Origin of the sequence: Gillisia sp. CAL575, from assembly GCF_000403785.1 — a bacterium.
Taxonomy (GTDB): Bacteria; Bacteroidota; Bacteroidia; order Flavobacteriales; family Flavobacteriaceae; genus Gillisia.
Genome location: NZ_APHJ01000031.1, coordinates 23426 through 36436, shown reverse-complemented (window position 1 = coordinate 36436; position 13011 = coordinate 23426). Strand labels below are relative to the sequence as shown.

General features: G+C 34.5%; 13 protein-coding genes. 4 read left to right on the top strand and 9 right to left on the bottom strand.

Annotation, left to right across the window (positions count from 1 at the left end; translation table 11 throughout):
- Position 1: 1 nt before the first annotated feature.
- Positions 2-724, top strand: coding sequence for a diphthine--ammonia ligase (locus tag I130_RS11220; RefSeq protein WP_034923058.1), 723 nt, complete (start codon positions 2-4; stop codon positions 722-724).
- A gap of 51 nt (positions 725-775) precedes the next feature.
- Here the strand turns inward: I130_RS11220 and lpdA are convergent, their stop codons facing one another.
- The 5 genes from lpdA to I130_RS11195 all read right to left on the bottom strand — a co-directional run bounded on the left by lpdA (position 776) and on the right by I130_RS11195 (position 4725).
- On the bottom strand, positions 776-2167 hold the full coding sequence (gene lpdA, locus I130_RS11215; protein ID WP_034923056.1) for a dihydrolipoyl dehydrogenase: 1392 nt from the start codon (positions 2165-2167) through the stop codon (positions 776-778).
- A 162-nt stretch (positions 2168-2329) separates the two neighbouring features.
- Complete coding sequence (locus I130_RS11210) at positions 2330-2899, bottom strand: hypothetical protein (protein WP_034923055.1); 570 nt, start codon at positions 2897-2899, stop codon at positions 2330-2332.
- 18 nt (positions 2900-2917) lie between these two features.
- Positions 2918-3316 (bottom strand): peptide-methionine (R)-S-oxide reductase MsrB, encoded by a 399-nt coding sequence (gene msrB / locus I130_RS11205; RefSeq protein ID WP_034923054.1) that lies wholly within the window; start codon positions 3314-3316, stop codon positions 2918-2920.
- Between the two features lie 11 nt (positions 3317-3327).
- Positions 3328-3828 (bottom strand): peptide-methionine (R)-S-oxide reductase MsrB, encoded by a 501-nt coding sequence (gene msrB / locus I130_RS11200; protein ID WP_034923053.1) that lies wholly within the window; start codon positions 3826-3828, stop codon positions 3328-3330.
- Between the two features lie 27 nt (positions 3829-3855).
- Entirely contained in the window at positions 3856-4725 is an 870-nt protein-coding gene (locus tag I130_RS11195; RefSeq protein WP_034923052.1) for an alpha/beta hydrolase, read from the bottom strand.
- Positions 4726-4902: 177 nt separating this feature from the next.
- Here I130_RS11195 and I130_RS11190 point away from each other — a divergent pair, with 177 nt between their 5' ends.
- Together I130_RS11190 and I130_RS11185 are read left to right on the top strand one after the other, a co-directional pair.
- On the top strand, positions 4903-5724 hold the full coding sequence (locus I130_RS11190) for a M48 family metallopeptidase (RefSeq protein WP_051119694.1): 822 nt from the start codon (positions 4903-4905) through the stop codon (positions 5722-5724).
- Between the two features lie 64 nt (positions 5725-5788).
- Complete coding sequence (locus tag I130_RS11185; protein WP_034923051.1) at positions 5789-7123, top strand: MFS transporter; 1335 nt, start codon at positions 5789-5791, stop codon at positions 7121-7123.
- A 200-nt stretch (positions 7124-7323) separates the two neighbouring features.
- On the opposite strand, the gene I130_RS11180 is transcribed toward I130_RS11185, so the two are convergent.
- From I130_RS11180 to I130_RS11165, 4 genes are read right to left on the bottom strand one after another with little or no spacing between them, the layout of a single operon-like run.
- Positions 7324-8055 (bottom strand): head GIN domain-containing protein, encoded by a 732-nt coding sequence (locus I130_RS11180; RefSeq protein WP_034923050.1) that lies wholly within the window; start codon positions 8053-8055, stop codon positions 7324-7326.
- A 24-nt stretch (positions 8056-8079) separates the two neighbouring features.
- Positions 8080-9186, bottom strand: a complete 1107-nt coding sequence (locus I130_RS11175) for a hypothetical protein (protein ID WP_034923049.1) — start codon at positions 9184-9186, stop codon at positions 8080-8082.
- The gene (locus I130_RS11170; RefSeq protein ID WP_034923048.1) at positions 9167-9733 is read right to left on the bottom strand and encodes a hypothetical protein; all 567 of its coding nucleotides are present in this window, start codon (positions 9731-9733) and stop codon (positions 9167-9169) included. The genes I130_RS11175 and I130_RS11170 overlap by 20 nt, the downstream gene beginning before the upstream one ends.
- Positions 9723-10286, bottom strand: coding sequence for an RNA polymerase sigma factor (locus I130_RS11165; protein ID WP_034923047.1), 564 nt, complete (start codon positions 10284-10286; stop codon positions 9723-9725). Before I130_RS11165 ends, I130_RS11170 begins: the two co-directional genes overlap by 11 nt.
- A 217-nt stretch (positions 10287-10503) precedes the next feature.
- Here I130_RS11165 and lon point away from each other — a divergent pair, with 217 nt between their 5' ends.
- A complete protein-coding gene (gene lon, locus I130_RS11160; protein ID WP_034923046.1) occupies positions 10504-12954 on the top strand; it encodes an endopeptidase La in 2451 nt (816 codons plus the stop codon).
- The last annotated feature ends 57 nt before the right edge of the window (positions 12955-13011 follow it).

The following is a 13011-nucleotide window of genomic DNA, read 5'->3' as shown; positions in this document are numbered from 1 at the left end:
CATGTATAAATCATATTTAAATTGGAGTAGTGGTAAGGATGCTGCCTTTTCTTTATATAAGATCAAAAAAGGTGGAGTATTTAAGGTGGAAAAGCTTATTACCACCATAAATTCTGAAGTGGATAGAGTTTCCATGCATGGGGTGAGAAAGGATTTGTTACTGCGGCAAGCTGAAAGCATTGGGATTCCTTTAGAGTTGATAGCCTTAGATGGAACTGTTTCTATGGAGGAATATAATTCTATAATGGCTGAAGCTGTCACTAAACTGAGATCTGAAGATTATTCCCATGCTATATTTGGAGATATATTTCTAGAAGATCTTAGAACTTATCGGGAGGAACAACTAAAAAAAGTTGGCATAAGTGCGATTTTCCCTCTTTGGAAAAAAAACACAAAACACTTAATAACTGAATTCATTGAACTGGGGTTTAAAGCGATCACAGTTTGTGTAAATGCAAAAGTATTAGATAAATCGTTTTGCGGAAGAGAAATAAATCTTGATTTTATAAAAAGCTTACCTGCAAATGTTGATCCCTGTGGGGAACATGGGGAATTTCATACTTTTGTTTATGATGGTCCAAATTTTAAAGAGCCGGTAAGATTTGAAATTGGAGAAATTATCGAAAAAAAATATTCTCCATCCAAAACTGAGGATGACTGCTTTAAAAATAAAACTGAATCTTGGGATACCGCTTTTTGGTATTGTGATCTTCTACCGATATAAAACAAAAAAAGCTCCGAAATTTCGGAGCTTTTTTATTTTAACCTATTAATATTATAGATGAATCACTTCTCCATAAGCAGCTGCAACAGCTTCCATCACTGCTTCACTCATTGTTGGGTGAGGATGAATAGCTTTTAAAACTTCATGTCCTGTAGTTTCCAATTTTCTACCAAGTACTGCTTCAGCGATCATATCTGTTACTCCTGCACCAATCATATGGCAACCTAACCATTCACCATATTTAGCATCAAAAATAACTTTTACGAAACCGTCTGGAGTTCCAGCAGCTTTTGCTTTTCCAGATGCAGAGAAAGGAAATTTACCAACTTTAAGTTCGTAACCAGCCTCTTTAGCTTGCTTTTCCGTCATTCCAACAGATGCAATCTCTGGAGTAGCATAGGTACATCCAGGGATGTTTCCATAATCTATTGCTTCAACATGAACTCCTGCTATTTTTTCTACACAAGTAATTCCTTCAGCAGAAGCTACGTGAGCAAGTGCAGGTCCAGCTACCACATCTCCAATTGCATAAATTCCTGCAACATTAGTTTGGTACCATTCATTTACAACAATCTTATCTTTATCTGTTTTAATACCAAGTTCTTCTAAACCGATATTTTCAATATTAGTTTTAATTCCAACTGCAGAAAGTACGATCTCTGCTTCTAGAGTTTCTTCCCCTTTTTTGGTCTTAACTTTCGCTTTTATCAATTTTCCTGAAGTGTCTACACTCTCAACAGAAGAATTGGTCATCACCTTAATTCCGGCTTTCTTAACACTTCTTTCAAACTGCTTAGAAACATCTTCATCTTCTAAAGGAACTAGATTAGGAAGAAATTCTACGATAGTCACATCTGTTCCCATAGCATTATAAAAGTGAGCAAATTCAACACCAATTGCTCCAGAACCAACTACGATCATAGATTTTGGTTGGGTCTTTAAAGTCATTGCTTCACGGTATCCAATCACCTTTTTACCATCTTGTTTAAGATTTGGTAATTCTCTAGATCTTGCTCCTGTTGCAACTATTATATGATCTGCTTCAATATCTTTAGTCTTGTTATCTTTATCTGTAACCTCAACTTTCTTACCGCCCTTAAGTTTTCCGTAACCCTCAATAACGTCAATCTTATTCTTTTTCATTAAGAATTGAACACCCTTGCTCATTCCATCTGCTACATCTCTACTTCGCTTTACAACAGCTCCAAAATCTTTATCTGGTTTCTGAAGAGTAAGACCATAGTCTTCTGCATGTTTTAAATAATCGAATACCTGAGCACTCTTAAGTAAAGCTTTTGTTGGGATACAACCCCAGTTAAGACATACACCTCCAAGTTTTTCCTTTTCGATGATTGCGGTTTTAAAACCAAGTTGTGAAGCGCGAATTGCGGTTACGTAACCTCCTGGACCACTTCCTAGAACAACGATATCGTATTTACTCATATTTCGAAATTTTTATGACATTTTTAGAAGTTGCGAATTTAAGGAATATAAGCTTAAACTGAAAGAATTAGAATTAGTGTTATTTCTAGTATATTCAATAAAATAAAAATGGCTCTACCTTGGAGGAAGAGCCATTGATATGAATTTATTTTAATTTGACTATTATTTAATCACATCTGCCTCACTAATATTCAACTCCTTCATAACGGCATTCATATTTGTAAGATCTATTTGTTGTTTATTCTGAGCAAAAGCGGCAGGAACAACAATAACTCTGAATTTTTGATTCAATCTAAATTCTGCATCTAAAGCAGCAAAATCTAATTGCGTTCCGTTTGAATTGATCCCATCTAAAAAGATAAATACATCTTCATAAGTGAAATCGAAGTTATATTGGATTGTTTTGTCTCCTTGGAAATAAGTTTGGGGTAAAGCTCTAAATATTTCTATTGGAACTCCATTCGCATCATCGTTACCATCTCCAACTTTAACATAAACTAAAACAGCATCCGATTCAAAAACCTCAACTCCTTCATCATCAAAAAATACGGAAAGTGTATAGGAATTTGTTGCGGTAAAATCACCAGTTACATCTATTGCAGTTCCAATAAAACCACCTACTCCAGAAGGTCCTTCTGGTCCCTGAGGTCCGGGAGGTCCTTGAACACTATCGGAAGTACAAGAAGTAAGTGCAAAAAGGGCACAAATAATAAGTGTAGATATTTTTTTCATAATTTAAATTTTTAAGGTTTAAGAGTTTTTATTAAAAGCAATACTTGCGGAATTTACACAAAATCTTTGACCTGTAGGGGTAGGGCCATCGTCAAAAACATGTCCTAAATGACTACCACAATTAGCGCAAAGAATTTCTGTTCTAATCATTCCAAATGTTTTATCCTGAACATGTTCAACGGTTCCCTCAATGGCATTATCAAAACTAGGCCAACCACAACCACTTTCGAATTTGCTATTACTTTCAAAAAGTTTTGCTTTGCAGGCTGCACATTGATACTCTCCATTATCAAAATGAAGATTATATTTTCCAGAGTTTGGAGCTTCAGTCCCTTTTTGCCTCAAAACTTTATATTGTTCTTCAGAAAGTTCTTGTTTCCATTCCTCTTCGGTCTTTTCTATATTATATTTTTTCATTTCTAGTATGATTATTTGGTATCTGGAATAAATTTCATTGCATCTCCATTTATACAATGTCTCTCACCGGTAGTTTCACGAGGTCCATCATTAAATAAATGACCTAAATGCCCTCCACAAGTACCACAATGAATTTCATCTCTGGAATATCCCAATTTAGAATCAGAACCCATGGCTATACCATTTTTAATGGCTCTATCAAAACTTGGCCATCCAGTTCCGCTATCAAATTTATTCTCCGTTTTGTATAACTCAGTTTCGCAGGCAGCGCAAACGAATGTCCCAGGCTTTTTAATATCATTCAATTCACTAGAAAAAGGTCTCTCGGTTCCAGCTTTTCTTAGAATCTGATATTGGGCTGGAGTTAAGATTTCTTTCCATTCTGCATCTGTTTTAGTAACTTCATACGTTGATGCTACTTCTTTAGAATTTGCTTTGCTATCATTTTTTTGAGCGCTGCTATTACAACTAACGGCAACGATTGCTAAAATTGCAAAAAATATATTTTTCATAATTTTTTATTTATAAAACTACAAAGACTATACCGCTATGAATGTTGTTATTTTGTTAATTACATTAGAATCCCCTAAAATTTTTCTGTGCCCTAGGCCTCTAGTTATTAATAATTGACTGTTGCGTAGATTTTTAGAAATTTCATGAGCAGAACTTACATGTACATCTACATCATCCTCATCATGAATTACTAGGGTAGGTATTGTAACAGCTTCTGCAGAAACCGCTCCGGAATAATTATCCAAATCTTCTCCAAATTTTGAATCAAAATAAGATTTCATCTTTACAGCCACCTTTTCATTTAGTTGCATGTTTTGTGCAAAGTCCTTCGTGATATGCGTTACACTGTTGGCTGTTCCTATAATTACCAATTTTTTTATCGATACTCCATCTTTTACAGCTTTAAGAATAGACATTCCTCCTAAAGAATGACCTATTGCAGCATGGAAGGGTCCATAAGTTTTTTCTAAATGATGAATAGCTTCTATAAAAAACGGCATCATACTTATTTTACCAGGTGCTTTTCCATGACCTGGTGCATCAAAACTTATAATGCTAAATCCTTTTTTTACAAGTTCTTTTGCGATAACCGCCATTTGAGTTCCAGTACCGCTCCAACCATGAATAAGCAATATTTTATTTTCGGATTTTCCATACTGATATACTACAATTTCTCTGTTAATGGAAGGAACTGTTATACTCGCTTGAATGGAATTTAAATCCATTTCTTTTTCTCTCTCGGGAATTTTATATTTAAAAGGAGTAAAAAATAATCTAGCGGCAAATCTACTCGCAAGAAATGGAGAGATCTTAGTTAAGATTTTTCCTGTTACCATTAAATATTTTGGTGCAAGCAATACTTGCACTGGCTTTTTTTTTTCGGCTGATTGAGGCATAGGATGATTTAGAAGCGCCAAGTTAAATAAAATTCCAAGAGGATGGGTTTAAGAATAATAGAATAGAAATTTTATTATTGGTATCATTTTTGAAAATCCATAACTGTTAAAGCAAGCATAAACCTTCTTAACAGAAAGCGGTTGTTTTGTATTTTTATCAAACTAAAACCAAAAATCATGAGAATTAGAAATTTATTTATAGCAGTTTTTGCTGTAATTGTTATGGTTGGTTGTAAGACCAATCCCTTTACTGGAGAGAAAAATTTAAATTTTGTATCTAACGATCAAATATTTCCAGCCGCGTTTGCACAATATGATCAGTTTTTATCTGAAAACAAAGTGGTAACAGGTACTTCTGAAGCAAGGATGGTTAAAAATGTAGGTCAAAAAATAGTTACAGCTTCAGAAAGATATTTGAATGCTAATGGTTATCAAGGATATTTAAAAGATTTCGCTTGGGAATTTAATTTAGTAGACGATGAGGCAGTAAATGCTTGGGCTATGCCTGGAGGGAAAGTAGTTGCTTATACAGGTATTTTACCAGTTGCTAAAGATGAAACCGGATTAGCTGTAGTTATGGCGCATGAGGTAGCGCACGCGTTAGCAGATCATGGCGCACAAAGAATGAGTGCTGCACAATTACAACAATTAGGTGCGGTAGCAGGAAGTGTTGCTGTAAGTGGAAGAAGCCAACAAACACAACAGATCTTTGCTCAAGCTTACGGATTAGGTTCTCAATTAGGTGTAATGTTGCCTTTTAGTAGAAGTCATGAAACTGAAGCTGATAGAATAGGTTTAACATTAATGGCTATCGCAGGATATAATCCAGATGAAGCAGCAGACCTTTGGAGAAGAATGGCAGAAAATAGTGGGGGACAAGCACCACCAGAGTTTTTAAGCACTCACCCGTCATCTCAAACAAGAATAAACAATCTTACACAATGGGCTCCAGCAGCTAGAGCTGAAGCAGCTAAATATGGTGTAACTTCTTTTAAATAGGGAATTCATTACAAAATTTCTAAAGCCGTTCTTATAGAGCGGCTTTTTTTGTTATTTTTAAAAAATGAAATATCCCCCTAAAGGAAGTAAGAAATTATTAAACGCCTGGGCGTTTTATGATTGGGCCAACTCTGTTTACAGTTTGGTCATCGCCTCCGCAATCTTCCCGATTTTTTATGGTGCGATTACAATTGTAAAAGATAGCGACGGTAATATTATAGATGATACCGTAAATTTTATGGGATTTAATCTAAATAACGATTCGTTAATTAGTTATGTTACCGCTTTAGCCTTCTTGGTGGTTTCTATTTTCAGTCCTTTTCTATCAGGGATCTCAGATTATGTGGGGAATAAAAAGTCTTTTCTAAAATTCTTCTGCTATTTAGGTTCGATTTCTTGCATTGGTCTTTTTTGGTTTAGTTTGGATTTTTTGTGGTTTGGTTTGTTATGCTATTTCTTTGCTCTTATTGGCTTTTGGTCTAGTCTGGTATTTTATAATTCTTATTTACCAGATATAGCTTTTCCAGAGCAACAAGATAAAATTAGCGCTAAAGGTTTTTCCTTAGGATATATTGGAAGTGTGATCCTGCTGATTATTTGTTTAATAATGATCATGAAATTTGAATGGTTTGGTTTTGAAGATGAAGGTTTACCAACTAGATTATCCTTCGTGTTAACAGGGATTTGGTGGATAGGATTTAGTCAATATACTTATAAGTATTTACCTAAGGGAAATAAGAAAGAGAAGCTTACTAGGAATGTACTTTTCAACGGATTTAAAGAAATTAAGAAAATTTGGTTCGCTCTTAAGCATCAAGTAAGACTTAGCAGATATTTAATGGCTTTTTTTACATACAGTATGGCCGTTCAAACCATTATGCTTATTGCTACCTATTTTGGAATAGAGGAACTGGACTGGGGAGAACAAGATGCTACAACAGGTTTAATTGTAAGTATCTTATTAATACAGCTAGTTGCAGTATTAGGTGCAACTTTAACATCTAGGATTGCCTCGAATATAGGAAATATTAGGACTCTTATATATTTGAATATTTTCTGGATCCTAATCTGTATCTATGCCTATTACATAATTACCCCACAGGAGTTCTATGTAGCTGCAGCAGCAGTAGGATTAGTTATGGGTGGGATTCAGGCCTTATCGCGTTCTACCTATTCTAAAATGATTCCTGAGAACACTTTGGATACAGCGAGTTACTTTAGTTTTTACGATGTTTCTGAAAAGATAGGAATTGTAATTGGGATGTCTATGTACGGGATTGTAGCTCAACTTACAGGAAGTGTTCGTAATGCTATTCTTTTTCTAATAGTTTTCTTTGTAGCGGGTGTATTTTTGTTGCTAAGAGTTCCTAAAAATAATGAACCTATAAAAGTTGGCTAACTCCTATAGGTTCATTAGTCATAATTGTAAAATGCTTTAATGTATATCCGCTTTTTGTTATAATAGTTATTTCGTCACCCTGAATTTATTTCAGGATATCAATTTTAATATTAAATTACTCTGTTAAGGGATTCTGAAACAAGTTCAGAATGACGTTTTTTATCAGGTTAAGACGAATTACGGCTAACACAACGCTATTACTAATGCCTTGATATATCTCCTGAACCAGATGTTTTAAAATCCTGTTTTTCTGGATTTCCTTTATAACTTATATCGCCAGAACCAGAAACTCTCGCTTTTAAGGATCGAGAAGCGTAAACCTCAATGTCTCCAGATCCAGAAACCGCAGCTTCTACATTTTCAGCATTTAGGCCATAAGCCATAAAATCCCCAGATCCGGTAACTTTACAGTTGAAATCTTGTGCTTTTCCATTTAGTTTAATATCACCAGAACCTGTTATAGATCCCCATAGTTCTCTTGCTTCTACATTAAGATTAATATCGCCAGAACCGGTAACTCCAATTTTTAATTCTTTAGCTTTTAGTAACCCAGTATTGGAAACATCACCAGATCCGGTAACATAAAGACTATTAATAGTTTCTACTGGAACCGTCACCCGAATAGTCATATTTCTAGATGGGTTTAAAGACACATCTTTTTCAACAGAAATTTTGAGCTTTCCATCTTTTACTTCAGTTAGAATATATTCCTGCAAATTACTTTCTGCTTCTACCTTAAGTTTTCCTTCTGTACCAGAGATAATTTGAACATCTATAGATCCTACTAATGCAACTTCATCGTAACTGGAAGTGCTACGGGTATCTGTTACCAAATTTCCGTTTCCATTCACCTTTTTGCTGCCCCACCATTGTGCATTCATAGTGCTGGAGCCCAATATTATAAGAGCTAATAGAATAATTACTTTTTTCATGATTGATTTGTTTTAGTTGTTGGTTTATTTTTTCTGAAATGTGATACTGGCGTAATTGCTTCTTATTATAATATTACTTGAGTTGCCAGATTTTATATGGTAACCAGAATAACTCTTTTTGTATGATTCCTCATTTTTCTTTTGAATTTCTAATTCGTCCATTCCATCTATTCCTCCATAAGTGGAGACGATATCAAAGTCGAAAGCTTGATCCATTGCATAGCCAATTTTTACTCCAGCGTAATTGGATTTAATTTTTATGTCTCCTGCACCTTTCATAATTTTAGTTATTTCGAGACTTCCATAGTCTACGTTAAGATCTATAGCTTGATAAGCTTGTCCAATTTTTGTGCTCACATAATCCCCGTTGCCGTCAAGTTTTCTAAGCTTATCTACATTTAAACTCCCATAATCTCCATTGTATTTTAGATACTCTACTTTTCTTATTTTGCTTTTAGAATAATCTGCATTGATATCCAGAGTTTTTGCATCTTCTACTTCAAATTCAGAATAATCTGCATTTATCACTGCGTTTTTAACTACTCTTATATGACTATTTCTGGAGTAGTCTATATTAATATTATTAGTATTCCCTAGCAATTCTCCAATGTCGATGCTTCCATAATCGCAATTAATTTTTGCATTCCCGGTTAGTTTATCTAGATAGATATTTCCGTAGTTATTTATAAGATGGACATTATTTGTAATAGGTGCTTTAATAACATAATTAATCTCCATATTTATATTATTATTCTCACCAAAGATCATATTCCACCAAGATCTGCTTTCTTCCTCAAAATAGGTCTTAGCACTTACTCCTTCAGAAGATTGATTAAATTTTACATAGATCCCTTCCAGCTTTTCTTTTACTTTTTGTTCGTCATTTCCATTCACCTTGATTACTACTTCAATTTGAACTTTATTCTGGCTCCACGTACTAACATCTATATTCCCATAACTATTGTCAATTTTTAGAAGAGCATCTGCAGCTACATCATAAGATTTAGAAATCTTTTTCTCCTTAGTATGCTTGCCAGAAATTTTATCTGGTGTTGCCTCATTTTCACTATTATTTGGAACTGCGGGATACATTACTAAAAGGATTAATATGTTAAATAGTAGTGCTTTCATTTTTATAGTTTTTTAGTTCTTTAATATCTTCAATTTGTCTTAAAACGGTATTCAAAAGATCTATACGTTGTTGTAAGTTGGAAACCATAGCGAATATTACCCGTTTATCTTTCCCACTTATAGAGAGGTCTATCTTAAGTTTTTTATATTCTTCATCTAGACGTTCCATTTGCACTAAGGCATCATCGATTATGATTTTTGTTTCAGGCGATTTAGAAGCATTCACCTTTTCCAGTTCCGCTCTTATAGCTTTTGCATAAAAATCTTGTGTTTCCTTCATTTCAGGAGAAATAGTAGCAAGATCTGCAGGCTTCGATAAAATGTTTGAGCTTAAAAAGCTCCCAGCAATAAGTATTATAAAAACAATGCTTGCAGCAATGGCTATCCAAGATTTCCATATTGGTCTAACAGGGTTTTCGCCTCTTGAGCTTCTTAAGTTCCGGGACTCTTTTAATTTATATAGAAAACGTTCTTCATGACCAATTTCTGGTTCTTCTAGATCGCAATCTTCGTTTATAAAGAGTTTATATAATTCTTCATCTTTCATTTTCTGATAATATTTTTCTTAATTGTACTTTTGCTCTAGAGATGGTAGTTCTACAATTAGCAGGGCTTAATTTTAGGATCTCACAGATTTCATCATTATCATATCCTTCAATTAAATGAAGCGTAAGTACAACTCTATAGCTTTCTTTAAGAGATTCGAACTTTCTTAAAATATGCTGAATTCTACATTGGTTTTCTTCCTCTTCAACGATGCCAATCTCTGTTCCTTCATCCATTTTATTCTTAAACTCATCATTATAAGAAACCTGGATATATTTTGTTCTCTTGTTATACGCATTGATACTAAGGTTTACTACAATTTTCTTGATCCAGGCTCCGAATGTAGATTTCCCTTCAAATGAATCGATCTTAGAAAAAGCCGTGATAAATCCTTCTTGCATAATATCTTCCGCTTCCGCAGAATCCTTTACAATTCTAAGGGCAGTATTATACATCGCTTTGTAATATTTCTTGTATACTTCTAATTGTGCTCGATGCTCCTGTTTTTTGCAACGTACAATCAAATCTTCTGTATAAGTAATGGTCGGTGTCAAGAAATTTCTATTAGGCTTCTACTATAAAGATACCTATGTTTTTAAATTGTTACAGTTTCTGAAAAAAAAGTTGAATTCTTTTTGGTGGCATAACAATTGAAATAACAGATTAAAATAATACCCGCTACGTACAGAGGCAGTAGGATTAAACCCTCGCAGCAAATTGTGCGTGGATATAAATAATAAACTGTAGTGACAGTTTGACCTAAATAAAGATATGGCTAAATCTAAATTATTAAATATTGACAGTTTGTCATTTCAAGGAATCGATGAAGATGCAGAATTAATTCCTTTGATGACCCCAGAAGATGAAGAGGAGATAAATAAAGAAGAACTCCCCGAAAATTTACCAATATTACCTTTAAGAAATACTGTTTTGTTTCCCGGTGTTGTAATACCAATTACAGCGGGAAGAGATACTTCCATAAAGCTTATTAACGATGCAAATAGCGGAAATAAAGTTATTGGTGTTGTAGCTCAAAAGGATGAAGATGTAGAAAACCCTGGAGTAGATGATATTTATAAAACAGGAGTAGTAGCAAGAATTCTAAGAGTGCTTAAAATGCCCGATGGGAATACAACTGTTATTATACAAGGGAAAAAACGGTTTAAAATTAAAGAGGTAATTTCTGAAAAACCTTACATGACGGCTTCTGTAGATGAAGTTCCAGAAGTTAGACCAGAGCTTAAGAATGCTGAATTTGGAGCTATTATAGAATCTATTAAGGATCTTGCGCTTCAAATCATCAAGGGAAGTCCGAATATCCCGTCGGAAGCATCTTTTGCAATAAAGAATATTGAAAGCCCTTCTTTCCTTATAAATTTTGTGTCTTCTAACATGAATTTGAGTGTAGAGGAAAAGCAAAAATTATTGAAGACCAATAATTTAAAGACTCGAGCGCTGGAGACTTTAAAATTCATGAACGTTGAGAACCAGAAACTGGAACTTAAAAATGTGATCCAAAGTAAGGTGCAAAGCGACATGAGTCAGCAGCAGCGTGAGTATTTCCTTCATCAGCAATTAAAGACTATCCAAGAAGAACTTGGTGGAGCTTCTAATGAAGATGAGATGGAAGAGATGCGAGTTCGTGCTAAAAGTAAAAAATGGGACGAAAAAGTTGAAAAGCACTTTACAAAAGAGCTGGCTAAAATGCAGCGAATGAATCCTCAGGTTGCTGAGTATTCTATTCAAAGAAATTATTTGGATCTTTTTCTAGATCTTCCTTGGGATGAATTTAGCAAAGATAAATTTGATCTCAAGCGCGCTAAGAAAATACTAGATAGAGATCATTATGGATTAGATGATGTAAAGGAGCGTATCATTGAATATTTAGCTGTTTTAAAGCTTAGAAATGACATGAAATCTCCAATCTTATGTTTATATGGACCTCCAGGAGTTGGGAAAACCTCTTTAGGAAGATCTATTGCTGAAGCATTAGGTAGAGAATATGTGCGTATTTCTTTAGGTGGACTAAGAGATGAAGCTGAAATAAGAGGACATAGAAAGACCTATATTGGCGCGATGCCGGGTAGGATTATCCAGAGTCTTAAGAAGGCTGGCACAAGTAACCCCGTTTTTGTTTTAGATGAAATAGATAAACTTAATAGTGGTCATAATGGAGATCCGTCTTCAGCATTATTAGAAGTTTTAGATCCAGAGCAGAATAGTGAGTTTCATGATAACTTTCTGGAAATGGGATTTGATCTTTCTAAAGTGATGTTCATTGCAACTGCAAATAGTTTAAGTACTGTGCAACCCGCTCTTCGAGATAGAATGGAAATCATTAATGTTACGGGATATACTATAGAAGAAAAAGTAGAGATCGCTAAGCAACATTTACTGCCTAAGCAACTTAAAGAACACGGACTTACTAAAGAACACATCAAGATTGGTAAAGCACAATTAGAGAAGATTGTAGAAGGTTATACTAGAGAGTCTGGAGTTCGTGGTTTAGAAAAGCAAATTGCAAAAATGGTGCGTTATGCTGCCAAGAATATTGCAATGGAGGAAGAGTATGTGGTGAAGATCACTAATGAAGATGTAATAAAGATTTTAGGAAGTCCTAGAATGGAGCGTGACAAATATGAGAATAACGATGTTGCGGGAGTAGTTACAGGTTTGGCTTGGACAAGCGTAGGTGGAGATATCTTATTTATTGAATCTATTTTATCTAAAGGAAAAGGAAATTTAAATATTACCGGAAACCTTGGAAAGGTAATGAAAGAATCTGCTACCATCGCAATGGAATATCTTAAAGCAAATGCAGAAATGCTGAATTTAGATCCTGAAGTGTTTGAGAAATATAACGTTCATATTCACGTACCAGAAGGAGCAACTCCAAAAGATGGGCCTAGCGCAGGAATTACTATGCTAACATCTTTGGTGTCTTTATTTACTCAGCGTAAGATCAAGAAGAGTCTGGCAATGACAGGAGAGATCACTTTAAGAGGAAAGGTATTGCCTGTTGGGGGAATCAAGGAGAAAATCCTTGCAGCCAAGAGAGCAAGAATAAAAGAAATCATCCTTTGTGAAGAGAACAGAAGAGATATAGAAGAGATCAAGGCAGATTATTTAAAAGGCCTTACTTTTCATTATGTGAGGGAAATGAAAGACGTTATTGAACTTGCCCTTACTAACGAGAAAGTAGATAACCCAAAAGAACTATAAGATTCCAAACCCTGAAGCAATTCAGGGTTTATTTTTTTTACAATTTAAATTCTGCTT